Annotated in this window: 22 protein-coding genes; 16 read left to right on the top strand and 6 right to left on the bottom strand. The window is 45.7% G+C overall.

The genetic code is table 11. The features are described 5' to 3' along the window. Positions 1-25: 25 nt before the first annotated feature. Positions 26-2,467, bottom strand: a complete 2,442-nt coding sequence (gene uvrA / locus V5G21_RS07525; protein WP_035206152.1) for an excinuclease ABC subunit UvrA — start codon at positions 2,465-2,467, stop codon at positions 26-28. A 214-nt stretch (positions 2,468-2,681) separates the two neighbouring features. Between uvrA and V5G21_RS07520 the strand changes: the two genes are divergently transcribed. Next, a complete protein-coding gene (locus V5G21_RS07520; protein WP_035206154.1) occupies positions 2,682-3,413 on the top strand; it encodes a MerR family transcriptional regulator in 732 nt (243 codons plus the stop codon). 141 nt (positions 3,414-3,554) lie between these two features. On the opposite strand, the gene V5G21_RS07515 is transcribed toward V5G21_RS07520, so the two are convergent. From V5G21_RS07515 to V5G21_RS07505, 3 genes are read right to left on the bottom strand one after another with little or no spacing between them, the layout of a single operon-like run. Then, complete coding sequence (locus V5G21_RS07515) at positions 3,555-4,421, bottom strand: carbohydrate ABC transporter permease (RefSeq protein ID WP_011248612.1); 867 nt, start codon at positions 4,419-4,421, stop codon at positions 3,555-3,557. Between the two features lie 17 nt (positions 4,422-4,438). Then, entirely contained in the window at positions 4,439-5,383 is a 945-nt protein-coding gene (locus V5G21_RS07510) for a carbohydrate ABC transporter permease (RefSeq protein WP_211182984.1), read from the bottom strand. A 6-nt stretch (positions 5,384-5,389) separates the two neighbouring features. Further along, complete coding sequence (locus tag V5G21_RS07505; protein WP_035206156.1) at positions 5,390-6,718, bottom strand: ABC transporter substrate-binding protein; 1,329 nt, start codon at positions 6,716-6,718, stop codon at positions 5,390-5,392. A 266-nt stretch (positions 6,719-6,984) separates the two neighbouring features. Here V5G21_RS07505 and pxpB point away from each other — a divergent pair, with 266 nt between their 5' ends. The 4 genes from pxpB to V5G21_RS07485 all read left to right on the top strand — a co-directional run bounded on the left by pxpB (position 6,985) and on the right by V5G21_RS07485 (position 10,801). Then, positions 6,985-7,710: a 5-oxoprolinase subunit PxpB gene (gene pxpB, locus V5G21_RS07500; RefSeq protein ID WP_011248609.1), complete on the top strand. Its 726-nt coding sequence runs from the start codon at positions 6,985-6,987 to the stop codon at positions 7,708-7,710. Further along, positions 7,707-8,723 (top strand): biotin-dependent carboxyltransferase family protein, encoded by a 1,017-nt coding sequence (locus V5G21_RS07495; protein WP_035206158.1) that lies wholly within the window; start codon positions 7,707-7,709, stop codon positions 8,721-8,723. The genes pxpB and V5G21_RS07495 overlap by 4 nt, the downstream gene beginning before the upstream one ends. 91 nt (positions 8,724-8,814) lie before the next feature. Continuing rightward, positions 8,815-10,026 (top strand): NRAMP family divalent metal transporter, encoded by a 1,212-nt coding sequence (locus tag V5G21_RS07490; RefSeq protein WP_035206159.1) that lies wholly within the window; start codon positions 8,815-8,817, stop codon positions 10,024-10,026. Between the two features lie 13 nt (positions 10,027-10,039). Then, a complete protein-coding gene (locus V5G21_RS07485) occupies positions 10,040-10,801 on the top strand; it encodes a LamB/YcsF family protein (RefSeq protein WP_035206160.1) in 762 nt (253 codons plus the stop codon). Positions 10,802-11,004: 203 nt separating this feature from the next. On the opposite strand, the gene V5G21_RS07480 is transcribed toward V5G21_RS07485, so the two are convergent. After that, positions 11,005-11,373: a MerR family transcriptional regulator gene (locus V5G21_RS07480; protein WP_212929919.1), complete on the bottom strand. Its 369-nt coding sequence runs from the start codon at positions 11,371-11,373 to the stop codon at positions 11,005-11,007. A gap of 108 nt (positions 11,374-11,481) precedes the next feature. Here V5G21_RS07480 and V5G21_RS07475 point away from each other — a divergent pair, with 108 nt between their 5' ends. The 5 genes from V5G21_RS07475 to V5G21_RS07455 all read left to right on the top strand — a co-directional run bounded on the left by V5G21_RS07475 (position 11,482) and on the right by V5G21_RS07455 (position 17,483). Continuing rightward, positions 11,482-12,120 (top strand): nitroreductase family protein, encoded by a 639-nt coding sequence (locus V5G21_RS07475; RefSeq protein WP_212929920.1) that lies wholly within the window; start codon positions 11,482-11,484, stop codon positions 12,118-12,120. Positions 12,121-12,386: 266 nt separating this feature from the next. Beyond that, positions 12,387-13,394 carry a LacI family DNA-binding transcriptional regulator gene (locus tag V5G21_RS07470; protein WP_011248602.1) on the top strand — a complete coding sequence of 336 codons (1,008 nt, stop codon included), beginning with the start codon at positions 12,387-12,389 and terminating at the stop codon, positions 13,392-13,394. Between the two features lie 116 nt (positions 13,395-13,510). After that, entirely contained in the window at positions 13,511-15,007 is a 1,497-nt protein-coding gene (locus V5G21_RS07465) for a glycoside hydrolase family 32 protein (RefSeq protein ID WP_011248601.1), read from the top strand. A 1-nt stretch (position 15,008) separates the two neighbouring features. Further along, positions 15,009-16,412: a sucrose-specific PTS transporter subunit IIBC gene (locus V5G21_RS07460; protein ID WP_011248600.1), complete on the top strand. Its 1,404-nt coding sequence runs from the start codon at positions 15,009-15,011 to the stop codon at positions 16,410-16,412. A 147-nt stretch (positions 16,413-16,559) separates the two neighbouring features. Beyond that, positions 16,560-17,483 (top strand): ArsR/SmtB family transcription factor, encoded by a 924-nt coding sequence (locus tag V5G21_RS07455; protein ID WP_011248599.1) that lies wholly within the window; start codon positions 16,560-16,562, stop codon positions 17,481-17,483. 114 nt (positions 17,484-17,597) lie between these two features. Here the strand turns inward: V5G21_RS07455 and V5G21_RS07450 are convergent, their stop codons facing one another. Then, the gene (locus tag V5G21_RS07450) at positions 17,598-18,314 is read right to left on the bottom strand and encodes a 3-ketoacyl-ACP reductase (RefSeq protein ID WP_011248598.1); all 717 of its coding nucleotides are present in this window, start codon (positions 18,312-18,314) and stop codon (positions 17,598-17,600) included. Between the two features lie 217 nt (positions 18,315-18,531). Here V5G21_RS07450 and V5G21_RS07445 point away from each other — a divergent pair, with 217 nt between their 5' ends. The 6 genes from V5G21_RS07445 (at position 18,532) to V5G21_RS07420 (ending at position 24,665) form a co-directional block, all read left to right on the top strand. Next, the gene (locus tag V5G21_RS07445) at positions 18,532-19,881 is read left to right on the top strand and encodes a TRAP transporter large permease subunit (protein ID WP_011248597.1); all 1,350 of its coding nucleotides are present in this window, start codon (positions 18,532-18,534) and stop codon (positions 19,879-19,881) included. A 10-nt stretch (positions 19,882-19,891) separates the two neighbouring features. Then, positions 19,892-20,125, top strand: a complete 234-nt coding sequence (locus V5G21_RS07440) for a hypothetical protein (protein WP_011248596.1) — start codon at positions 19,892-19,894, stop codon at positions 20,123-20,125. A gap of 1 nt (position 20,126) precedes the next feature. Next, positions 20,127-20,765: an S-adenosylmethionine--2-demethylmenaquinone methyltransferase gene (locus V5G21_RS07435; protein ID WP_011248595.1), complete on the top strand. Its 639-nt coding sequence runs from the start codon at positions 20,127-20,129 to the stop codon at positions 20,763-20,765. Between the two features lie 120 nt (positions 20,766-20,885). Then, entirely contained in the window at positions 20,886-21,749 is an 864-nt protein-coding gene (locus V5G21_RS07430) for a MurR/RpiR family transcriptional regulator (protein WP_035206169.1), read from the top strand. Between the two features lie 27 nt (positions 21,750-21,776). Continuing rightward, complete coding sequence (locus V5G21_RS07425) at positions 21,777-22,649, top strand: NAD(P)-dependent oxidoreductase (RefSeq protein WP_035206170.1); 873 nt, start codon at positions 21,777-21,779, stop codon at positions 22,647-22,649. Between the two features lie 264 nt (positions 22,650-22,913). Continuing rightward, a complete protein-coding gene (locus tag V5G21_RS07420) occupies positions 22,914-24,665 on the top strand; it encodes a glycoside hydrolase family 2 protein (protein WP_011248592.1) in 1,752 nt (583 codons plus the stop codon). Positions 24,666-24,689 lie beyond the last annotated feature (24 nt).

Genomic DNA, 24,689 nt, shown 5'->3' with positions numbered 1-24,689 from the left:
GTCCGTGTGAGCTTCTTTTTGGTCGTTACAAATAAGGAGCTAAAAAGGCACCAGTAAATGAGCTTTTTTCGCGAGCAATGTCTTGTGGCTTTCCCATGGCAACGACTTTCCCGCCAGCGTCTCCTCCGCCAGGCCCCATATCAATCACCCAGTCGGATGCGGCAATCAATTCTGTTGTATGTTCGACCACGACGACGGTATTGCCTGCGTCAACGAGCTTTCCAAGTAAAACGAACAAGTTTTCAATATCAGAAGGGTGCAAGCCCGTTGTCGGTTCATCCAGCAAGTAAAGGGTATGGCCTGTTGTCTGTTTGGCCAGTTCCTTTGCCAGTTTCAACCGCTGTGCTTCACCGCCGGATAGCGTTGTGACTGGCTGGCCCCATTGCAAGTAGCCAAGGCCGACTTCACAAAGGAGCTGGAGCAGCGCTGTTAATTTTTTTTGGCCGTCAAATAGCGCTAAACTCTCTTCGATCCGTAAGTTTAGCATGTCCGCAATGGTATAGCCGCTAAATGTTACGGCAAGTACGTCCTTTTTAAAGCGTTTGCCGTGGCAAACGGGGCATTCTACTTGCAAGTGAGAAAGGAAATGCATGTCAACGGCAACTTGGCCAAGTCCTTCACAACGGTCGCAGCGTCCGCCTGGCGTATTAAATGAAAAGCTTTTTGCGTTTAATCCACGTTCTTTTGCGATGGGCAATGCGGCAAATCGTTTTCGGAGATAGGCGAACAAGTCCATGTACGTTGCGACATTGGAACGCTGCATCCGGGAAAGGGGCGCTTGGTCTACGCGAATGATCGCGTCAACTTGTTCAAGCCCGCTAATATGTGGGCAGCCTTCAAAATGGGACGGAGTCGCCTCGGCGAGAACATCGAAAACAAGTGACGATTTGCCTGATCCCGAAACGCCTGTGACTGCGGTTAATGTTTGCAATGGAAAAGAGGCGGTGACGTCTTTTAAGTTATGCTTGTTGGCTTTGTGAATGGTGATTGTTTTCCCATTTCCCGGCCGCTTTGCCCCTTGCAGGCGGCGCTCGCGTTTTAAATAAGCACCTGTAATGGAAGCCTGTTGATTCATTAGCTCGGCCAACGTTCCTTGGCCGACGATTTCTCCGCCAAACCGCCCTGCGGCCGGGCCCACATCAATGACATGGTCCGCTTCAGCAATGACACGTGCATCATGTTCAATAACGAGTACGGTATTGCCTAAGTCGCGGAGCTGCTTCATAATATCGACCAGCCCATCTGTGTCTTTAGGGTGGAGTCCGGCTGTAGGCTCGTCCAATAAATACAAGACGCCTGTGAGACCCGAGCCTAGGATCGAGGCGAGGCGAAGCCGTTGAGCTTCTCCGCCTGAAAGTGTGACTGAATTGCGATCGAGAGACAAATAGCCAAGGCCGATGCGGATTATACGCTCCACTTTGACAGACAAATCATGGAGAACGGTATGAAGCAACGAGTCACCAGCTTGTTGGTAAAAACGTTGCACGTCGCCAATCCATTCGTGTAGATCATGAATGGAGCTTTTGCAAATGCTAGGCAGTGTTCGGCTGCAGACGGTGACTTCCCTTGTTTCCTTTTTTAAGCGCTCGCCTTTGCAACTTGGGCAATCTTGCAGGATAAAGTAAGCAGCCTCGCCTGACTGCCCGTTCTTTTCTTGGTAGCGGCGCCACATGCCAGTCATAACACCCTCGAATTTGCCTTTGCTTACAGTTTTAGGCGGTTTTGTATGGGGGAAATGGCGTGCAAACGCGTCGCTTTCTACGCCGTGGAAAAGCAAGTCGAGTTCAGCTTCGCTATAAGCGTTGAGCGCTTTATTTCCGCGAATGTCGAGTTCATAATAGCGCCCCGCTGCTTCAAGGATAGCTGTGTAATATTGCCGGACACTATCGTACCAGAAGGTGACAGCGCCTTCTTCAAGGCTTTTGTCCATCTGGAAGACGGCTTCTTTGTTGATGTCTGTCACCGTGCCGAGGCCGCTGCATGAAGGGCAGGCACCGCTTGGTGTATTGAATGAGAACGCTGCTTTTGTTAACGGTTCATGGACACGGGCACAGGCAGGGCAATGGATTGCCTCTTGCTCGTCGACAGGCGGTGGGATCAGTGTTTGACAGTCTAGGCACCGTCTTTCGCCTTTCTTTTGAAAGATGAGACGCAAATACGTATACATATCCGTCACCGTGCCAACTGTTGAACGAGGATTGCGATTGGTGCGGTGCTGATTGACGGCGATGGACGGGGACAGGCCGTCGATTGAATCAACATCTGGTTTTTCGAGTGACTCTCCTGATTCCCCGTTCGATTCCATGTATTGGCGTTGGCATTCTCGTTGCAACAAGTCAAGTGCCAGTGTCGACTTGCCCGATCCAGAGGGGCCAGTAACGACGACAAACTGATGCTTTGGAATATCGAGTGACACGTTCTTTAAGTTATTTTCCCGTGCGCCGCGAATGCGGATCATATCCTTCATGCAAAAACCTCCTTAAATGGTTGTGCCCTTTTAGAGGGAGCAAGTTTTATTCTATAACAGTCATGCAAGTGATAATGTTTGAAGAAAGTTTCTCCCATGTAAAGCGATTTTCCGAAAAAAACATTATGGTAGCACTTTAAGGATTTGTAAGAAGGTTTGCGGGAACGTTGGCCAATTGGTATAGTGAAAACACGAGTTTGCAAGGAGGGCATCAATGAAGCATTACCGACCAATTGATATTGCGCGTGAACTGAACATTAGCACGAGTGCACTCCGCCATTATGAGTCGTGGGGGATTATTCCACCGCCAGAACGGGCGGCCAATCAGTACCGCCTTTATACGAATGAACATCTCGCCTATTTCCGTTGTCTCCGCGCTATGATTCCTGGTTTTGGTTTTCCGTTGACAGCAAAAGTGCTCCGTGCCGTCCAGAATGGCGACGTGGACAAGGCTTTTTGGTTTGTTAGCGGAGAACAGGCACAGCTGTACAACGAAAAAACGGTCGCAGAACAAACGCTTGCCTTGCTCCGCAATCCAGATTTATCGCCAATTGAAGGGAAGAAGTTAAAAAGCCATATGACGATTGGCGAGGCTGCGACACTGACAGAAGTCCCTCCTTCGGCTATCCGCCATTGGGAAAAAGAAGGGCTGATTCATCCAGGCCGTCATCCCGAAAATGGCTATCGTTTGTTCACGCCCATGCATATCCGCCAAATTTTATTGATTCGCACGATGCGCCGGACCGTCTATTTTCTTGAAAACATAAAAAAAGTGGTTCACGCCCTTGAACATCACAGTGTGGAAGAAGCACAGAAAATGACGGAACAGGCATTGTCTACACTCCACCAACGCAACCGTGACCAATTTTGGGGCATCCAAAAACTAATGGCGCTCTGCCATGAAGTGGGGCTCATTAAAGAAGAGTGGAAAAATTTTTATTTTTAGCGTGCGTCGGAAGCCTGGAATCGAGGAATGTAGATGCAGGGAAAGGAGAGGGCTTGTCGCTTAATGGAAAGGTGTTCGATTAAAAAAGCAGGGGAGAGCAGTTGGCCGAAAACGTATAAAGCCAGCTCTCTCCCTGAATCTTTATCCTTTTGTCCCTGAAATGACGACACCTTGGATGAAATATTTTTGCGCCAAGAAGAACAAAACGAGCGGTGGTATGACGGCCATCACTGAGGCGGCCATCAAGAGCTGCCACGGTGTTGCTGCATAAGCAGCGGTAAAATTGGCGAGCCCTAACGAAAGCGGATACAAATCTTGCGTGTTCAAATAAATGAGCGGTCCGATCAAGTCATTCCAGCGAAACATAAATTCAAGAATGGCAGCCGTAGCCATTGCCGGAAACGACAGCGGCAAAATGATGCGGAAAAAAATCGTAAAGTAGCCGCCGCCGTCGATAGTGACAGCCTCGTCTAATTCTTTTGGCAACCCCATATAAAACTGGCGCAACAAAAAGATTAAAAAGGCGCTGCCAGCCAGCATGGGAACGGTTAATGGCAAGTAAGAGTCGACCCAGCCAATTTTATTGAACAGCAAGTATTGTGGGATCATCGTTACTTGTGGCGGCAACATCATCGTGCTAAGCACGATGGCAAATAAAAATGTTTTTCCTCTTGCGCGGAAGCGGGCAAAGCCAAAGGCAATGAAGGCAGAGAAGAACACAGTGCCGCAAACGGTGACGATTGTGTACCACGTTGTATTCCATAAATAGGTGCCAAAAGGGTGGTTTTGAAACACCTCTACGTAATTGCTCCAATTCCAGTTATTCGGCAGCAAAGACAGTGGCTCTGAAACAATTTGTTCCAGCGATTTCAGCGACGTAAACACCATCCATAATACAGGGAACAAAAAGAAAGCAAGGCCAAGGGCTAATGCAGCGTAAGTGAAAACTTTACCGGCGGTGGACAGCTCCCCAGGCGCGTAATTGGTTTTGCGAAAGATTCCTTTCATCAGAAAGCCTCCTTTCCTTACTTGTCATATTCATAGTGGACCGATTTTCTTGACACATAAAGGGACAAGAACGTCAACGCAAAAATGATTAAAAACAAAATCCATGCTTGTGCAGATGCGTAACCGATGCGATTTTGGAAAAAGGCCGTTTCAAACAGATAGTAGACGTAAAAGTAAGACATCCAGTCGGGGCCGCCATCCGTGATGACGTAAGCTTGGGTGAAAATTTGAAAGGAAGAAATGAGCGCGATGATCCCGTTAAAAAGAATCACAGGCGATATGAGCGGCACAGTGATATTGCGGAATCGCCGCCATGCCCCGGCACCATCAATGGCCGCCGCTTCGTACAATTCTTTTGGCAGCTGTTGCAGGCTCGCTAGAAAAATAATCATGGTACTGCCGACTGCTGTCAGCTGCATAAGCACGAAGGAAGGAATGACGGTATAAGGGTCAGTAAACCAGCCAGGCCCTTGAATGCCGAATAGTTCATATAGAATGGAATTGACGATGCCAAATTGGGGGTTTAAAATCCACATCCATAAAAAAGCGACGGAGACGCCAGAAATAATCGAAGGGGCATAAAAAAATGTGCGGAAAAATGCTTGCCCTTTTATTTTCATGTTTAGAAGCATCGCCAATCCCAGTCCAACGATCATCGTAAATGGAATGGCAAGCGCTGCATAAGCGAATGTCACAAACAGCGATCGATAAAAGAGCGGGTCGGAAAAAAGGTTGATGAAGTTTTGCAAGCCGACAAAAGTGGCTGTGTCCATGATGGCATAATCGGTAAAACTAAAGTACAGCGATGCAAGAATGGGTCCGCCAATAAATAGCAAAAAGCCGACGAGCCAAGGGGAAATAAACAGCCAAAAATACTTTTCTTCACGCCGTGCCCCAATCGATACGGTTTTGTTTGCTGGCTTTGACAACGCTCTTGGATAAGTTGGTTGTGCCACGATCATCCCTCCTTAATAAGTTAGCGCCTTTAAATTGTTCTGAAGCTCTTCCAGTCCTTCCTCTACGCCTTTGCGCCGGTCGTAAATAGCATTAACGGTCATGTTTTGGTGCTTCATGATAGGCGCAAAATTAGAAATTAAGTGGTTGTCTGTCGGGCGTCCATATTTGAGTGCGCCTTCATCTGCTTTGCGCAAATCATCCACTGAAATGCCTGTTCGCTCGGAAATCAGTTCATACCAAAGTTCTTTCAATTCGCTATGAGCGGGGCTTTCTAACGTCATTTCGACCATCCATTTAGCAGCTTTGTCTGGGTCCATTAAAAATTTGAGGAATTCCCATGCTTCTTCTGGATGCTTGCTGCCTTCGCTAATTGACCACGGGTCGACGTAAAGGGGAATTTGCCGGTCTTCGTTTGTATAAGGATAAGCTGCAAGCCCCCAGTTTAAGTCAGTATTAGCGTATTGGCGTGTCCCCCAACCGCCTTTCATGACCATGCCGACGCGCCCGCTTAAAAATGGGTCACTTAGTTGCGCAAGTGCGGCCACTTCGCTTTGCGGCGGCATCACTTCGTGTTCGTTAATCAAATCGTACCGTGCTTGGATGGCTTCGTAATTGCGTGGGTTGGTTGTCACAGTCGGCTCGACTAGTTCTCCTGTTTCATACGTTTCCTCAGCAAATAAGTCGCCGCCAAACATCCATGCATCCCGGTTAGGGGAATTGTCATTCAAAATCCCGTAAACGCGCTGGGTCGGCGGCAGATCGTTTTCCGTAATTGCTTTTGCTGCTTCAATCATTGCGTCCCAGTCCCAGCTTTTATCTTCCCAGTCGGTCGGCGGCGGTTCGATGCCAGCCGCATCAAACAAGTCACGATTGTAGTAAAGAAAAGAGCCCATCGATAAGATCGGTAGCCCAAAAGTTCCTTCCTCTGTGCGGTAAATTTCCAACAATGTTTCGTCAATGCCTTCTACCACTTCTGGATCTTGCTCGATATAAGGCGTTAAATCTTTTAAAGCACCTAGCTTATGGTAACCACCAAAGCCAGAATCAGCCCAGTTTGGCGACCAAACGTCTGGAACATTGCCGCCAGCAATCATTGTTTGCAACTTTTGGTCAATTTCCCCTTGTGGAATCGTCTGTAAGCGGACTTTAATTCCAGGATGCTCTTTTTCAAACTCTTCAATGACCCGGTGCTCCCATTTAATTAAGTTTGGGTCGCTGCGGACAAGCCATGTTAGTTCGACTTCGTTTGTTGTCACTGCCTCTTCATTCGCACAGCTTCCAGTGGCCAGCAACGGCAGCAGCAACGGCATAAAAAGCAGCGGTTTAACCGATCTTTTCATGAAAGTCCCTCCTTAGTTAATTGTAAACGCTTACATTGATGAGTAAATGGTTCGCTTTCCCTTTGCGAAATCCTTCCTTGTTGCTACACAATCCTGAAACGAATGACTTCATTATTTATATGCATGAGGTTGTCTGTTGATGTTAAACCAGTTTAGTCATCGTTTTGTGTAGCTGAATCGCTTTTTTGCTAAGGGCAAGAATGATATACTATTTTGAAACATCTGCGAATGCGAGGCCACCGCTGCAAATGAGGGAGTGAGAGCAAATGCGTGGACAACACCTGCAATTTTATCCTTTAAGCGAAGGAGCGTTGACGGTATCGTTTGCCACTGGCATTCGTGATACAACCAATACGCGGATAAGACAGTTGATGAACGACTTGGACAAGCGTCGTTTTCCTGGCTATATTGAAGCAGTCCCAAGTTATACGGGAGTAACGGTATTTTTTGACCCTGCCCACGTTGCTGGCGCAGCCATGAAAGGGAGCAGCATTTGTGAAAAAGTGGAATGTTGGCTAAGGGAACGGATTGATGCTTTAGGGGAAAGCGAACAAGCTTCACCTGGAAAAACGATTGCCATCCCAGTATGCTATGGCGGCGACTATGGGCCAGATATAGCCGCGGTTGCTGCCCATAATCATTTAAGCGTCGAGGATGTCATCAACAGGCATTGTGCTGGTGACTACCTCGTTTATATGATCGGATTTGCCCCTGGTTTCCCGTTTCTCGGCGGGATGGACCCGGCCATTTCCGCGCCAAGACGAAAACAGCCCCGAGCGGTGATTCCTGCTGGCACGGTTGGTATTGCCGGTGGCCAGACCGGTGTCTATCCACTAGAAACGCCTGGCGGGTGGCAGCTTATTGGCAGAACACCGCTTGTATTATTTGACCCTGAGCGCAAGCAACCAAGCTTGCTTGCTCCAGGAGATCGCGTCCGGTTTGAGGCGATTTCAGCGGAAACATATGAACACATGAAAGAGGCGGGACGATGAGCATTTCGATTTTAAAAGGGGGATTGTTGACGACGGTTCAAGATCTTGGCCGCAAAGGTTATCTCCATCAAGGGGTGGTTGAAGGCGGGGCAATGGACAAGCTAGCTCTCCGCAGTGCCAATCTTGCAGTTAAAAATGAAGAAGGCGCTGCTTGCTTAGAAATGACACTTCTCGGCCCTACGATTCTATTTAAACAAGCGAGTCTCATTTGTGTAGCGGGAAAAGGAATGACCCCCTACATTGAAGGGAAACCATACCCGTTAGGAGCGGCCATTTCTGTCCCTGCTGGCCAAGAGCTTACTTTTAAAACGGCCAGGCAAGGAGCAAGGGCTTATTTAGCGATCGCCGGTGGAATTGATGTGCCTGCTGTTCTAGGAAGCCGGAGTACCTATTTACGTGCCAAGCTTGGTGGATTCGAAGGAAGGAAATTGGAAAAAGGTGATCTTCTCCCGATTGGAAAGGTTGCCAAGCATCTTGCCCCTTTACTAAAGAAAGCAGATAAGCAAGGTTGTCCCCTTGTTTCGAATTGGCATGTGAATGGTTCATTGAGCGATTCTGTATCTTTGAGTGAGAACGTTGTCCGGGCAATTCCTGGCAGCCATTTTTCAATGTTTACAAAAGAAAGCCAAACGAATGTGTTTGATATGTCTTTCACGATTCAAAACAACTCCGACCGAATGGGCTATCGCCTTCAGGGAGAAGCGCCGCTCTTACGTGAAACAAAGGAGGAGTTGTTGTCTGAAGCTGTCACGTTTGGGACCGTACAAGTGCCACCTGATGGCGAGCCGATTGTACTAATGGCTGACCGGCAGTCAACAGGTGGTTACCCTCGAATGTTGCAAGTCGCTGCTGTTGATTTGCCCAAGCTTGCGCAAATGCGGCCAGGGGATGCATTTTCTTTTGAAAGAATAACTTTGGAAGAAGCGCAATATTTATTTTTGCAGCAGGAAATGGCGATGCAACAACGAAAGGTTGGAATCACGCTAAAATGGACGGAATGGCTTGCACGATAAGTAAAAAACGACAAACGGCAGAAGCGTTGTAGGTTGCTGCACATTCATTTGACAAATCATCACAAATTGAAATGAAAGGCCCGATGTTTAAATGGAAAAACGATTATCTGAAAAGGAGCGCAGCCGGTTTTTGCGCGGTGCTATTTTCTTAATGGCTACTTCGGCAATCGGGCCCGCTTTTTTAACGCAGACGGCGAGCTTTACGGAAACATACCTTGCTAGTTTTGCATTTGCGATTTTATTGTCGCTCCTTATTGACATCGGTGTGCAAATGAATATTTGGCGGGTGATTTCCGTTTCAGGCAAGCGTGGACAAGAAATAGCGAACAACTTGCTGCCTGGGCTTGGTTATGTGATTGCCGGTTTAATTTTGTTCGGTGGTTTTGCCTTTAATATTGCCAATATTGGCGGTGCTGCCTTAGGGTTAAATGTCCTTTTTAACTTGCCTTTAAGTGTAGGCGGCCTCATTGCCGCCGCATTAACAATCGGGCTCTTTTTAGTTAAGCGCTTTGGCCCGATTATGGACCGTGTCATGCAAATATGTGGTGTAGTGATGCTTGTCATGGTTGGTTTTGTTATGGTGCGGACAAGCCCTCCTTATCAAGAGGCGCTTATAAAGGCATTTGTACCAGACGACGCTTTGGCGTTGCTATTGCCAATTGTGACGATTGTTGGCGGAACGGTCGGAGGCTATATTTCTTTTGCTGGCGGGCACCGCCTTATTGATGCCGGGATTACTGGAAAAGAAAACGTCCACTTTGTCGGCAGGGCAGCATCGCTTGGCATTGTCACGACAATCATCATGCGCACATTTTTGTTTCTCGCAGTGCTCGGCGTTGTGTCTGCAGGTTTTAGCCTCGATGCAAGCAATCCAGCAGCAACCGCATTTTTGGTCGTTCTAGGCGACACAGGCTATTATATGTTCGGGCTGGTTCTGTTTGTTGCCGCCATTAGTTCTGTCATTGGCTGTGCGTACACAAGCATTTCATTTTTACGTTCATTCCATCCACTTTTCTCTAAATATAATAGCGTGTTTATTGCCGGATTTATCGCGATCTCGGCAAGCATTTTTTTAACGATCGGCCAGCCGGTTACGTTATTGATTGTGGCTGGTGCTTTAAATGGATTGATCTTGCCAATCGTATTGACGACAATCTTAATCGCCTCACGCAAAAAAGAAATTGTCGGCGACTATCATCATCCCACGCCATTATTGGTTTTCGGGGTGGTTACCGTACTTGTTACTGGAGCGGCAGGGTACATCGCATTAGAAGGCATCGCTACGTTATGGACTAGCTCATAAGGAGGAGACATTGATGAATGCCATTGATCTAAATAGCGACGTAGGCGAAAGTTACGGCGCCTACACGATAGGGAACGATGAAAAAATCATGCCTTACATTTCATCAGCCAACATTGCTTGCGGATTCCACGCAGGCGATGCCCATGTGATGAGGGAAACGGTTGCACGTGCATTGGAACATAGTGTCGCGATTGGCGCACACCCAGGCCTTCCTGACATTGGCGGTTTTGGGCGTAGAAACATCGACATTTCCCCACAAGAAGGGTATGAACTGGTCGTATACCAGATTGGCGCTTTATGGGCGATTGCGAAAGCGCAAGGAGGCAAGCTCCATCATGTCAAACCACATGGCGCTTTATACAATATGGCTGCCGCTGACCAAGCACTAGCTGAGGCAATCGCCAACGCCGTTTACGATGTTGATCCCAATTTGGTCTTTTATGGACTGGCTGGAAGCGCCCTAATTGCTGCTGGGAAAAAAGTAGGGTTGAAAACGGCAAGCGAAGTGTTTGCGGATCGCACGTACCAAGCAGATGGCAGTCTAACATCAAGGCGTGCCCCGAACGCTCTAATAACCGATGCAAAAGAAGCGTCTGAACAAGTGCTGCGGATGATACAGGAAGGAAAAGTGCGGACACAGCAAGGCACCGATGTAAAGATTGACGCACAAACCGTTTGTATTCACGGAGATGGCGCACATGCGGTCGCATTTGCCGAGCAGCTCAAAGGAGAGCTTGAACGCCATGGCATTACTGTAAAAGCAGGAAACAGCTAACGGCGAATAAGAGAACAGGCGAACATGAAGAGAAAGGCATGCTACTGGAAAGGCTGCTTTTCTCTTTTACCACTATGAGATGACTTGTTGAGTGACACGGAATTGGTAGAAGAACATCTCTTCAACCACTCCAAAGCCAGTGAATTAAAGTTTTACAATGTCTGCTTGAAGGGTTTATCTTGTTGTAAGGTTGGTTGTAAATGCTAATCCAACTGACCGAACCCTTTTTCACATGAGATATCTGAGGCGAGGATGTCGTAAAGATATTGCTTAGACTGCTCTAATTTCCTTTGTGCTTCTTCGATTTCCTCAATTTTCGCTTGGAGTATGCGAGTATGCTCTTCCTTTGTAAATCCGTTCCGCTCAATCATCGACCTCACTTCACCAATGGAAAAGCCAACTGCTAAGAGCGTTTTGACGACTTGAAGGTGGTGGATGATTGTTTCATCATAATGGCGATAATTATTTTCGTCCCTGGTCACATAATGTTCCGGAACGATGCCCATTTTTTCGTAGTAACGGATGGTCGAGATGGGCAAATTTAACGTTTTGGCGACTTCGCTAATTTTCATGATCAATCCCCCTGCTTTTTTCTTGCTATGAAGTATACTTTATAGTTTAGGATTTTTGTAGTGAAGTGCTTAATGCTTCACTAAATTCAGGAAAAGTGAGGGATACCGATGTCATCTACATTAAAAAGCAACGACTTTATGCAAATTATCAAGGGGCGCCGTTCGATTCGGACGTATGACTCGACTTATAAAATACCAAAAGAGGAGCTCCTACGTATCATTGAGGATGCTGCGTCGGCTCCATCTTCTGCGAACTTGCAGCCTTGGCGTTTGGTTGTAGTCGATAGTGATGAAGGCAAAGAAAAGCTTCGTCCGCTTGTTAAATTTAACACAAAGCAAAATGATACTTCATCGGCAATGTTGTTAGTGTTTGCGGACTTTAAGTCCTATGAAAATGCCGAGTACATTTTTAATAAAGCGGTGGATGAAGGGAAGATGCCAGCGGAAGTTCGCGACCAGCAATTGGCCGCCATTCAGTCCCATTACCCAACATTACCGAAAGAACAGATCAACGATGTCATTAAAGTGGATAGTGGCTTGTTTGCGATGCAACTCATGCTCGTCGCAAGAGCATACGGATATGACACAAATCCGATTGGAGGCTTTGAGGCCGATCAACTAGCAGAGGCTTTTGCGTTAGACCCAGAACGATACACGCCTGTGCTAATTCTTTCAATTGGAAAGGCGGCAGAACAAGGCTATGACTCTGTTCGTTTAAGTCCAGAGCAAATTACTTTTTGGAGATAGAGAAGAGTAGAGGATCCATACTTACACTTCGTTTTCAAAGATAAAAAAAGAAGCACTGTTCTTAGTGAACAGCGTGCTTCTTTTTTTATCTTATTGCTCTCGGAGATCCAGTAGATCTTGGTGATAGCCTCGGTTTGCTCTCATCTGCCTACATGTTATATTTAAGGAAGGAGAGATAGTTAGGAAAGGGAGAGCAAAGTGTATAGCCAAATCGAAACGATTCCAACAGGAGGGCGGGCAAGAAACAGGCCAGCTGGAGGGAGCGAATGAACATTACAATTGCAGACATCGCCAAAATCGCAGGGGTAGCCAAAAGTACGGTATCTCGCTATTTAAATGGTGGTTCGGTCAGCGATACGACAAGGCTTAAAATTGAACAAGTAATCAAGGAAACGGGATACATTCCGAACTCGTTCGCACAAAGCTTAAAAGCAAAGAAGACAAGCATCATCGGTGTGATCGTCCCCCGGCTTGATTCTTTCTCAGTGGCACAGACTGTTACGGGTATGGAAGAAGAGCTTAGAGAAAATGGCTACCAGATGCTTATCATTAACACAAACCAGGATTTATCCCGTGAAATTGAGGCCTTATATGACTTAGCAAGGCAAAAAATATCAGGGATCGTCCTATTGGCTACTCAAATTACCGATTTTCATTTGGCGGCCATTAAGGAGATCGGCATTCCTGTTATTTTTCACGGCCAGCAGCATCCGGACGTCCACAGTATTATTTACAATGATTATGCAGCAGGGTACGAGATCGGTCGCTACATTTTGTCTAAAGGGCATAATCGTATCGCCTATTTAGGTGTAACGGAACAGGACGTAGCGGTAGGCGTTGAGCGGAAGTGCGGCTTCCAAAAAGCGCTGAAGGAGCAAAGCGGCGCCACGGCTCAGTTTTATGAGAGCGGCTTTAAGGTTGCGGCTGCGGTAGAAGCGGCTTCAACGATTTTGGACGGTTCTGGGCAGCGTCCAACCGCCATTGTGTGCGCCACAGACAGTATTGCACTCGGCGTTATGAAGGCGGCCCATATGAAAGAATGGCGAATTCCAGAAGATCTTTCAGTAACGGGCATTGGTGGGTATGACGTGACGGAAGTGATACACCCAGGACTCACGACGGTGAAATATCAATATGCGGCAGGCGGGCGTTTGGCCGCACGGCATATTATAAAACTTGTTCACGATGAGCGTGTTGACCGCCTTACAGTCCTGCAATGTGAATTAATAGAGCGTGAAAGCGTTGACAACAAGAGTATACATCGATTATATTAATTATGGAACCGGTTCCGAAGAGGTACAGAGGCTTTGGAACTGTGTTCATTATTTTTTCACCTTATTGGAACCGGTTCCTAAAAAACGACAGAATAGATCAGCAAGGGAGAAGAAGGATGGACAGAGAACAGAAATACCGCCGCCTAGAACAGGCTTCTCCTGAAGAAATCGCTGCTTTGCAAAAGCAGGTGAAGGAAAGCGAGTGGAGGCAAACCTATCACATTCAGCCTGTTACCGGCTTGCTAAACGACCCTAACGGTTTTGCTTATTTTGCAGGAGAGTATCATCTTTTTTATCAGTGGTTTCCTCTTGGAACGTACCATGGGCTCAAGTACTGGTACCATACGGCCTCAAAAGACCTTGTCCATTGGCGCAATGTTGGGAAAGCGATCGCGCCTGATACGTCTTTTGACTCCCATGGCGTTTACTCAGGAAGTGGCATCGTCAAAGACTCACAATTGCATTTAATGTATACAGGGAATGCTAGGGACGAGAATTGGAACAGGCAAACGTCCCAGTGCATCGCTGTAATGGATGAAAATCGAGCCGTTTCAAAATGGGAGAAGCCTGTCATTGATCAAGTTCCAGCAGGATATACAGCCCATTTTCGTGATCCGAAAGTGTGGAAGGACGACGATATGTATCGCTGCGTCATCGGCACTCAGCGGAATGACTTCACAGGCACTGCCGTCGTGTATGAGTCGCCTGATTTGTTGGAATGGCGATTCGTTGGGGAGATGGGCACCAACCTGAATGATTTCGGCTATATGTGGGAATGCCCAGATTATTTCGAGCTGGACGGACAAGGTGTTTTCTTGTTTTGTCCCCAAGGCTTAGCCCCTGAAGGCGATCGCTTTTTGAACCTGTATCAGTCGGGCTACGTCACTGGCAAGCCTTTGAATCGAGAAACGCTTGTTTTTAGCCATGGCTGCTTTCATGAGCTGGATAGAGGGTTTGATTTTTATGCGCCACAAACGATGAAAGATATGCAAGGGCGGAGAATTATGGTCGCTTGGATGGGGCAGCCGGAGATTGGCTATCCAACAGACTCCCACGGTTGGGCACATTGTTTAACTTTGCCGAGAACATTGGAGTTATGCGACGGCAAATTGCTACAGAAGCCAGTAGTAGAACTACAGAAGCTGAGACAAAAGCGAAGCGACGTACAGGATACGTTAACGAATGAAGCAAAAACGTATGATGGCATTGCCGGCGCCGCTTTTGAGATGATCTGTACATTTGATCCACTCGAGGCCGAAGCCGTCGGAATTGAAATCCGCTCCAGTGAAAAAGAGCGTACCGTTATTACTTATAATACCGTTATGCAGAAGGTAACAATGGATCGTTCAATGGCAGGAGAAATAATCAACAGTAGCTACGGGGCGACTCGGTCCTGCAGGCTAGTGGCAGAACAGATTCAATTTCACTTGTTTGTCGACACCTCTTCAGTCGAATTGTTTATCAACGACGGCGAAGAAGTGTTTACAAGCCGGATTTTTCCACAGCCCGACAGCAAGGGAATCCGTTTTTTCGTAAACAAAGGCAATGCCCACTTAAAAGCTACCAAGTGGGATTTGACTCATGCGGGAAACGATATAGAAGGGAATGAATGATATGGGAGTAGACAATCGGGAAATTGCCAAGCAGGTCATTGAAGCCGTCGGCGGCAGAGACAACATTGCTTCCTTTGCCCATTGTGCGACACGGCTTCGCATTATGGTCCACGATCAACAGAAGATCGACGAGAAAAAAGTAGAAAATATCGCCAAAGTGAAAGGCGCGTTTTTCAACTCTGGCCAGTACCAGATTATTTTTGGAACCGGCACTGTCAACCAAGTCTTTGAAGCGATTGAGAGCTTAGGCGTGGAAGGCACAAGCAAAGACCAACTAAAATCAGAAGCAAAAAAGACGGGCAATGTATTTCAACGAGCGATCCGCACTTTTGGTGATGTCTTTGTACCGATTATTCCAGTATTGGTGGCAACAGGATTGTTCATGGGCCTCCGCGGCCTGCTCACACAAGAAACGGTGCTAGCTTGGTTTGGCATGACGCCTGTCGATATTTCGGCCAATTTTCTCATGTTCACAGAAATATTAACAGACACGGCGTTCGCATTTTTGCCTGCCTTGGTAGCCTGGTCGGCCTTTAGAGTTTTTGGAGGCAGTCCGGTGCTCGGTATTGTTCTCGGATTGATGCTCGTAAACCCGGCACTACCGAATGCCTACAGTGTTGCCAACGGCTCCGAGGAAGCGCTTGTTATGTTTGGTTTCATACCTGTGGTCGGCTATCAAGGTTCGGTTTTGCCTGCATTCTTTATCGGGCTTATTGGCGCAAAGTTTGAGCGCTTTTTGAGAAAGCGGATTCCTGAAGCAATCGATTTGATCGTAACGCCGTTTTTAACATTGCTGGTCATGATTACACTCGGTCTGTTTGCCATTGGCCCGATTTTTCATTCGTTTGAAGAAGTCGTCCTAAACGCGACAACCTATTTGCTGGGTCTGCCGTTCGGGATCGCTGGGCTCCTAATCGGTTTCTTCAATCAAATTATTGTGGTTACAGGTGTTCATCATATCTTTAACTTTTTGGAAATCCAACTTCTCGAACAAACGGGAAGCAATCCATTCAACGCGATCGTCACAGCCGCAATAGCGGCACAAGGCGCAGCCTGTCTTGCCGTCGGCCTGAAAACGAAAAACAACAAATTAAAGGCGCTTTCCTTGCCTTCTTCGTTCTCGGCCTTTCTCGGCATCACAGAGCCGGCTATATTCGGCGTAAACTTGCGGTATGTAAAGCCGTTCGTCATGGGCTTAATCGGCGGAGGCGTTGGGGGCTTTATGGCTTCAATATTCCAGCTAAGTGCAACGGGGATGGCCATCACAGTCATTCCAGGCACGCTATTGTATTTGAATAGCCAGCTTCCACTCTATATTTTGTGCAACGTAACAGCGATCGTCATTGCCTTCGTGCTCACTTGGCTGTTTGGCTTTAACGATAAGATGCTGAGCGACAAAAAATAATAGGCTAAACAAAACGGATTGTGGATGCAATCCGTTTTACTTTCGGATTTTTACTTAGCCGTGAAGCAATAAAGAAGCTAAAAAAGCTATGGAAAAGGAGGCTGGATCCGTATATGCTAAAATGAAAGAAACTGGAGGTGTCGTTTTTTGCTAGAGTTGTCCATTCATGAACCAGTGAGATTGCGCAAGGTGTGCCATGCGTTGTCGACGGATGTCCGCGTCCGCATGGTTGAACTACTAAGCAAGGAAACATATAGTGTGCATGAGTTAGCTACCCTCATCGGCATCCCGATTTCTACAGCGGCTTCCAACGTGAACGTCCTACAAGAGGCAGGGCTCATTTTAACCGAACTGCGCCCAGCTAGCCGCGGTGCCATGAAAGTGTGTACACGCAACTTTGATGACATCCATATTGCCTTAAATGATGGTGGCCAAAGGACTGAAAAGCGCACATACGAAATCAATATGCCAATTGGGCACTATGTTGACTTTTCTGTTACGCCGACATGCGGCATGGCAAACAGCGATGGCGTCGTTTTAAATGAAGACGATCCTGTCCAATTTTACCATCCAGACCGTTCAACTGCACAAATGATATGGACGAGGACTGGCTTTTTTGAGTATAAATTTCCGTTTGCCCTAAAACCAAAACAGAAAATAGCCAGCTTGCTGTTTTCCTGTGAGTTGTGTTCAGAAGCGCCTAACTATGATCATGACTGGCCGTCTGACATTACCGTTTGGATAAATGGCGTTGATATTGGCACATGGACAAGCCCAGGGGACTTTGGCGACCGTCCAGGTAAGCAAAACCCGCCAACTTGGTTTCACAATACGAGAACACAATATGGCGCCCTTAAAACGTGGACGGTGACGAAAAAACAAGCGTTGCTTGACCATTTGCCTATTAATCCAGTCACGATTGCCGACTTGCAACTAGAGGATCATCCTTGCATTACGGTTCGTATCGGCATTAAGGAAAATGCGCTCCATAAAGGCGGCATCAATTTATTTGGAAAAGAGTTTGGCGATCATCCCCAAGACTTGAAATTAGTCATTGAATTTGACGAGTAGAGGCGGGACAAAATTAGCCAAGAAGTGGAAAGAAAAGAAGTACGCTCATCCGATGAGCGTACTTCTTTTTTCTCGTGTAACTGAAGTGATGACCTAGCCTTCCTGTTGATGCTCTTAAGGGTTGTTAGACCAAAGTCCGGCATGCTTTAGAACGACACGAGGATGAAGCTTGAGTTGAGCGACCATGAAGTCTGCTAAATCCTCTGGTTGCATGACTTTATCGGGATTGCCATCCGTTAAGTTCAAATCCTTCGCCATATCTGTTGCTACTGTACTTGGTGTGAGAGTGGTCACACGAATATTTTTTTTGCGAACTTCCATCATTAGTGATTCACTAAGGCCAATCACTGCTGCTTTAGAGGCTGTATAGGCACTCGTAACCGGCGCACCTTTTTGACCTGCAGTTGAGGAAATGTTAATGATGTCACCTGAATTTCGCTCGATCATTTCAGGTAATACTGCACGCGTTGTGTAATACACCCCTTTCACATTCACATCGATAATATCGGTCCATTCTTCGGGAGTTAAATCCATAAATCCGCCAAACTTTGAAATACCCGCGTTGTTTACGAGGATATCGATGGCCCCAAGCTCCTCACGAATCGCTGCTACTGCTGCAGAAATAGAAGATAAATTGGCAACATCGGCTGTTGCGAGCGCTGTTTTCACGTCGTATTGTGCCAAATCGTTTTGAGCCTTCTGAAGGTTTTCTAGCGTACGGCCAACAAGACCAACATGGACTCCTTCTTTCGCAAAAGCCTCGGCTGTAGCGCGGCCAATTCCACGTCCCGCTCCTGTAATAAGCGCCACTTTTCCTTTGATTGATTGCATTCTGCCACTTCCTTTTTTAATATGGTCAATCTGTATTTTATCGAAAAGCAAAGTCGGATGCGAGCTATCCGTTTTTCGAATGGGCGATAAACCTCCGCAATAAAAATCAATGAATGCGTTTACATAAAAAGCGTTTCATGTTAGACTAACGAACATGTAATATTCATTACTATTTAAAATTAAAAAGTAATATTTTATACTGAAAGGGGCTGATTATATGGGTACAGCCGTTTGGGCGCTACTATCATTCATTGCCATTGTTTTGTTCTGGGCTATTTTTACAAAGCGAAATATTGGAGAAGCCATGATACTTGGATTCGTCGTTACCCTAGTTTTTTCAGGAAGTCAAGCATTTGAGCTATTTCTTCCTAGCTTAATGAAAGGGCTCACACACTCGGTCGTTTTTGCATCTCTGGCGTTTATTTTCATGGCTCAATTGATTAATTACACGGGATTAATTGGAAGAATCATTCAAATTTTGAACTCCCTGATTGGTCGATTGCCAGGTGGAGCAGCGTACGTCAATACGTTTGGATCAGGGCTTTTTGCTCTAGTTGCTGGATCTGGATCTGGTATTGCTGCGACAACTGGTTCGATTACAATACCGTGGATGGAGCGTTCTGGCTGGAGGAAAGAGCATGCGGCATCGATCGTAGCTGGAAACTCAGGCTTTGGTAGTATTATTCCTCCTAACTCCACCATGTTTATTATGTTAGGATTTACCCCCGTTGCCGCAACCGTTGGGCAAGGTGATTTATTTATCGCTTTATATATAGCCGGTCTATATGCATTGATTCATCGGGTTGTCGTTGTGTTTATTATGACGAAGAAATACAACATACAGTCTGTGCATCCTAATTTAATTCAGCCAATAGGTAAATCGTTCTCAGAAGGCTGGACATCTTTACTCATTTTTTTAGGGATTATCCTGCCGTTAATTATTCATTTTGGTCCGCTTGCTAAATGGTATGCTTCCGTTGAAAGTGTTGGGGAGACGGCGATGAATGCCATGTCGTTCATTGTTTGGGTTCCAGTATTTATGATCGTTTTTACATTAATAGTAGGTCGAAATCACTTGCCTAAAGGAAAGAGCCAATGGGTAAAGTTTTTTGAAGACACTGCACCATCCTATTACGTAATTGGCCCTGTTTTAATTTTTACATTTGCGACAAGTGCGGTTTTAAATGAAATTGGTTTAACGGAACAATTGCAAACGTTAATGATGTCATTTGCTGTACCAAAATGGCTCATGATCGCTATCGTTGGAATCATTATTACGTTAGTTGCGACTCCCCTTGCTACATCAGCAACGATTGCCACAATTGGTCTCGCCTCGTTTGGCGCGTTAACGGCGGTCGGTGTGGATCCACTGTTGGCCGTTGTTACCATCATGATGTTTGGTGCGACAGAAGGAAGTACGCCAACTTCAGGCCCCATTTATGTAGCAACAGGTATGGCAAGGGTGGGACCGGAAAAAACGTATGTCCCCTTGCTAATTTATTACACGATTCCATTAATGATTATCAGCTGGTTAATCGGTATGGGTATTATCCCTATACCATTGTAGGAGGGGTATGATGAGAAAAATAATTCTAATGATTTTTATTATGTCAGTCTTTTTATTTACATTGCTTGGTGCTGTGTTAGTGTTTGGGCAAATGATTGGTCTATTTGCATTAAAAGGAAGTTGGGTTGTAGGGTTAGACGAGCATCTAGCTAGCATTGTTTATTTTATGACATCGATTGCAGCGTTTTCTGGATATTTGCTTTCTTACTTTAAAAAACCTAAACGAAAGGAAGGGGAGAGTTAACATGGGAAATATAGAGAAAAATCAGGCGCCAGAAGTGCTGCCTGATGACTGGGTAAAGAGAGCCAAAAAATTAAGCACAACCTTAATAAGTGATGGCATGGATATTCCGGTTGAAATGAACCACTTAATTAAACCATTCAACATTGATCGTGTTTTAGTAGGTTCAGCTGTAACCATTGAGGTTGAAGACGGCGACAATCTTGCCGTGCATCATGCTATTTATCATTCTCGACCAGGCCATGTGTTAGTTGTTAGTGCAAATGGAAATGAAAAAAGAGCGGTTATTGGAGAACTTATGGTGGCTGCAGCAGATGCTCTACAGCTCAATGGCTTTATTATTGATGGACTGATTCGAGACGTTCAGACGCTGTCTACTTCTTCTTTCCCTGTATTTGGCCGTGGTGCGATACCAGCTGGCCCAACCAAAAACGGGCCAGGCGTCATAAACCAACCAATAAACTGTGGAGGGTTAAAGGTTGAGCCAGGAGACTTTGTTATGGGTGATGCGGACGGCGTCATTGTGTTACCAAGGGCCAATGTAGAAAACGCGCTTCAATTAGCAGAGGAAAAAGCGAAATATGAAAAGGCGCGACTAGAAAGTATAGCTAATGGAAATATCAAACCAAAGTGGCTAGAGTAGATAAGTTGGCGCGGATGAAACTGTGATTACGCTGAACTCTTTGCAAGGATAATAGACACTCTAAGCGAAGTTAGATATGCTTTTTAGAGACTTTATTATTCTTTAGGAGTTGGCCTAAACATGAAAAATCCTTTGGAAGTATTAAAAGAGAGTGCTGGTTCGCTACCGAGATCTCAAAAGCTAGTCGTTGACTATATGATTGATCATTATTCGGAAGTTGGGTTTATGACAGTTGGCCAGTTATCCAACAATGTCGGAACAAGTACAACAACGGTGATGCGTCTGATGTCTAACATAGGTTATTCAGGCTATTCGGCCTTTCAAAAGAGCCTACAAGCTCATTTAAAGGAAGAGGCTGCCCCACAAATTAGATTAGAAAAAAACTTGAAAAATCTTTCTCATAATGAAAGTTGGTTGCATCATTATGAGCTGCAACTGGAACAAATCCAAAAAGCAAACCAATTGAATGTTGAAACCAACCTTAATGAAGCGGTCAAATTGATCTGTTCGGCTTCACAAATCTATTGTACAAGTGTTCGAAGCGGATTGCCGGTAGCGCAATATTTAACTCACAATTTAAATAGAATGCTAGGAAATACAAAGTTAACACTTGCAGACTCAAGTGACTGGGTGGACGATGTCATTTCCTTTACGGAGAACGATCTACTGATTGTTGTGAGCTATGCTAGATATGGAGAACGTCTACTCCATTACGCTGAGCAAGCTAAGAAAAAAGGGGCAAGCGTCCTTGCCATAACGGATAAATTTTCTTCGCCTTTAAGTTCATACGCAGACCTAGTTTTTGCCTGTCCAGCTGATAGCATAGCCTCTCACAACTCAATCGTTTCTTCTATATTTATAGTGGATTACCTGATCGGTTCCCTTTCTCTTGAGAAGACCGAATACATTTCCAAACGCTTAAAGGAAGTAGATAGCATACTGACCCAAATGAACTATCATGTTCAAAAGAAAATAGATAAATAAGGTCTTTAACGTAGAAAGGTGATAATAATGAAGGTAGGTTTTTTAGGCTTTGGAGAAGCAGCCTATGAATTATCCAATGGTTTAAGAAAAGAGGGGCTCAAGCATATTAAGGCATATGACGTTATGATTAGCCATAAGACGGCGGGCGCCCTAATAAAAAAACGTGCAGAGGAAGCGGATGTTCAACTAGTGGCGAGTGTTAGAGAGCTTATTACAGATATGGATGTTCTCTTTGTGGCTGTACCGGCCAGCAAGGCGCTGGAGGTCAGTTTAAATATTCGGTCTGAATTAAAAGGAGAGTCTTTCCTTTATGTAGACGTATCTGCCTCCAACCCTTCCATAAAACAAGAGATTGAAAAGGAGTTAGAAAAAGTAAACATCCCTTTTGTTGATGCGGCTATGCTAGGTCCCTTACCGGTGTATAAACACAAAGTCCCTATCTCTGCGAGTGGTAACGGCATCCAGGAGTTTATCGACAAAATGACACCTTACCATATGAATATCTCTGAAGTTGGAAGTAAGGCGGGGGATGCTTCCGCCATTAAGTTAATTAGAAGTATATTTATGAAAGGGATTGTCGGTCTCTATTTGGAGACATTACAAGCTTCTGAAACGTACAATGTGTCTCAAGAAGTACTCAGCTCGTTAGCTGAAACGATGGATAGCCATAACTTTATGGATACATTAAATCGCCTTGTGACTAGTAGTGCCATTCATGCCGAAAGAAGAGCGTATGAACTTCAGAACTCCGTTGACATGCTTAAGGAAGTCGGAATCAATTCAGATTTAACCAAGGCGGCTAAAGAAAAACTGGTCGAACTCTCCGAGATGGCTGCTGTTCATCTGCAAGGGGAGAAGCCTGCGAATTGGAAAGACGTTTTAAACTATTACCGTGCCTAAAACAGGCTTTCATTTTTTATAAACTCAATGAAGACGCCCTCGTCCAATTCAACCACCCATTCAAACCTATAAATCATACCCGAAGAAAGCCGCCCATCAGGGCGGCTTTCTTTACCGAAAAATATTGACAATGAAGATAGGGAAGCGTATGATCTACCTAAACAAAAAATATGTTTGTAAACATATTTTTTGATATTAAATGCTGCGATTGGTTGAAAGCGCTTTATTTAACTGGAGATAAAAACCCGAAAGGAGTGCTGGCAAATGGCATGGGCAGACAAAGCATTTCCGCGTCCAAAACTCGTGCGCACACACTGGATCGATTTAAATGGCTCATGGGATTTTGAATTTGATGACCAAAACAAGGGTGTCTTCGAAAAGTGGCAGTTGAAGAGCGCATTTTCCCAGAAGATTCGTGTGCCTTTTTCTTATGAATCGCCGGAAAGCGGCATTGGCGAGACTGCCTTTCACCCTGTGGTATGGTACAGCCGAAACATCACCATTCCAACTGAACAAAAAGGCAAACGTGTTCTGCTTCATTTCCAAGCAGTTGATTATCGAGCAACTGTATGGGTCAATGGGCAAGTTGCAGGTGAACATGTTGGCGGGAATACTGCGTTTTCTTTTGATATAACACCGTATGTGAAACAAGGGGAAACACAACAGATTGTTGTCAGGGCAGAAGACAGCGAAAGCACATCCCAACCACGAGGGAAGCAACGGTGGACCGACGAAAATTTCGGCTGCTGGTATGTACAAACGACCGGGATATGGAAAAGCGTATGGCTGGAGTTTGTCGCTGATACTTATTTAAAAAACGTTGCAATTACACCGGATTTTGACAAACATGCCGTTCAGTTTGATTATGAACTAAATACGGCCAATGTTAAGGGGCTGCAAATCGAAACCGTCGTTTCTTTCCGAGGAAAAGAAGTGCGCCGCCTGTCTTTTTCTCCTGAAAGCTGCAACTTGAAACTAACAGTTGATTTAGACGCTGACATCCATGAATGGAAAGTGGCCCATTGGACGCCAGAACATCCTCACTTATACGATGTGGCGTTTACTGTTTATCAAGACGGAGTAGCGGTAGATGAAGCTTTTTCTTACTTCGGTTTGCGGAAAATTTCGACGAAAAATGGCCAAGTGCTTTTAAACAATCGCCCCATCTATCAGAAATTGATTCTAGACCAAGGCTATTGGCCACATACGCACTTGACAGCGCCATCGTTAGAAGCGCTTGAACAAGATATTGACGCAATTATTGCGATGGGGTTTAATGGCGTGCGCAAACATCAAAAAATTGAAGACGAACGGTTTTATGCTTTATGTGACCAGAAAGGTTTGCTCGTTTGGGCAGAGATGCCATCTGCTTATACCTTCTCCCGAGAAGCAGTGGGCGCTTTTACGAGCGAATGGCAGGAAGTCGTATGCCAGCTTGCCCATTACCCATCCATTATCGCCTGGGTCCCCTTTAATGAGTCGTGGGGCATCAAAGACGTGTTAAAAAGCAAACAACAACAAGCATTGACTGAAGCGATTTACCATTTGACAAAGTCGATAGATGAGACGCGCCTTGTTATTGCAAATGACGGTTGGGAGCATACCATTTCTGATTTAATCACGCTTCACGACTATGAAGAGTTTGCTGAAGCGTTTCTGGCAAGATATGAGGACAAAGACGCGCTCTTAAGCAACCATTACCCTCATAATCATGACAAGTATCCATTCGCCGAAGGCTACCACTATAATGGCCAGCCTGTTTTAATCAGTGAATATGGCGGCATTGCTTTTAAGTCGGAAGACGGCTGGGGGTACGGCAACCAAGTCGCAACGAAACAAGCGTTTCTGCAGCGCTATGAAGCGATTACCGATGCGATAAAAGCACTTCCTTATGTATCCGGTTTTTGCTATACGCAAATTACAGACGTTCAGCAAGAAATCAACGGGTTGCTTGATGACAACCGAAAGCCGAAATTGGATTTAACCGACATAAAAGCGGTGAATGACAAAATGTAAAAACATGTGGAAGGAAGACGAACG

This window comes from Shouchella rhizosphaerae, from assembly GCF_036700015.1.
Classification (GTDB): domain Bacteria; phylum Bacillota; class Bacilli; order Bacillales; family Bacillaceae_D; genus Shouchella; species Shouchella rhizosphaerae.
Note: the sequence above shows the minus strand (reverse complement) of the source record. Positions and strands in the feature narration are given on the sequence as shown.

Coding starts and splice junctions, on each gene's coding strand:
- V5G21_RS07485 (WP_035206160.1), top strand. CDS start 10,040: ATGAATGCCATTGATCTAAATAGCGACGTAGGCGAAAGTTACGGCGCC.
- V5G21_RS07445 (WP_011248597.1), top strand. CDS start 18,532: ATGGGTACAGCCGTTTGGGCGCTACTATCATTCATTGCCATTGTTTTG.
- V5G21_RS07420 (WP_011248592.1), top strand. CDS start 22,914: ATGGCATGGGCAGACAAAGCATTTCCGCGTCCAAAACTCGTGCGCACA.
- V5G21_RS07510 (WP_211182984.1), bottom strand. CDS start 5,383: ATGATCGTGGCACAACCAACTTATCCAAGAGCGTTGTCAAAGCCAGCA.
- V5G21_RS07515 (WP_011248612.1), bottom strand. CDS start 4,421: ATGAAAGGAATCTTTCGCAAAACCAATTACGCGCCTGGGGAGCTGTCC.
- V5G21_RS07490 (WP_035206159.1), top strand. CDS start 8,815: ATGGAAAAACGATTATCTGAAAAGGAGCGCAGCCGGTTTTTGCGCGGT.
- V5G21_RS07430 (WP_035206169.1), top strand. CDS start 20,886: ATGAAAAATCCTTTGGAAGTATTAAAAGAGAGTGCTGGTTCGCTACCG.
- V5G21_RS07475 (WP_212929920.1), top strand. CDS start 11,482: ATGTCATCTACATTAAAAAGCAACGACTTTATGCAAATTATCAAGGGG.
- V5G21_RS07425 (WP_035206170.1), top strand. CDS start 21,777: ATGAAGGTAGGTTTTTTAGGCTTTGGAGAAGCAGCCTATGAATTATCC.
- uvrA (WP_035206152.1), bottom strand. CDS start 2,467: ATGAAGGATATGATCCGCATTCGCGGCGCACGGGAAAATAACTTAAAG.
- V5G21_RS07450 (WP_011248598.1), bottom strand. CDS start 18,314: ATGCAATCAATCAAAGGAAAAGTGGCGCTTATTACAGGAGCGGGACGT.
- V5G21_RS07460 (WP_011248600.1), top strand. CDS start 15,009: ATGGGAGTAGACAATCGGGAAATTGCCAAGCAGGTCATTGAAGCCGTC.
- V5G21_RS07505 (WP_035206156.1), bottom strand. CDS start 6,718: ATGAAAAGATCGGTTAAACCGCTGCTTTTTATGCCGTTGCTGCTGCCG.
- V5G21_RS07435 (WP_011248595.1), top strand. CDS start 20,127: ATGGGAAATATAGAGAAAAATCAGGCGCCAGAAGTGCTGCCTGATGAC.
- V5G21_RS07520 (WP_035206154.1), top strand. CDS start 2,682: ATGAAGCATTACCGACCAATTGATATTGCGCGTGAACTGAACATTAGC.
- V5G21_RS07495 (WP_035206158.1), top strand. CDS start 7,707: ATGAGCATTTCGATTTTAAAAGGGGGATTGTTGACGACGGTTCAAGAT.
- V5G21_RS07470 (WP_011248602.1), top strand. CDS start 12,387: ATGAACATTACAATTGCAGACATCGCCAAAATCGCAGGGGTAGCCAAA.
- V5G21_RS07480 (WP_212929919.1), bottom strand. CDS start 11,373: ATGAAAATTAGCGAAGTCGCCAAAACGTTAAATTTGCCCATCTCGACC.
- V5G21_RS07465 (WP_011248601.1), top strand. CDS start 13,511: ATGGACAGAGAACAGAAATACCGCCGCCTAGAACAGGCTTCTCCTGAA.
- V5G21_RS07440 (WP_011248596.1), top strand. CDS start 19,892: ATGAGAAAAATAATTCTAATGATTTTTATTATGTCAGTCTTTTTATTT.
- pxpB (WP_011248609.1), top strand. CDS start 6,985: ATGCGTGGACAACACCTGCAATTTTATCCTTTAAGCGAAGGAGCGTTG.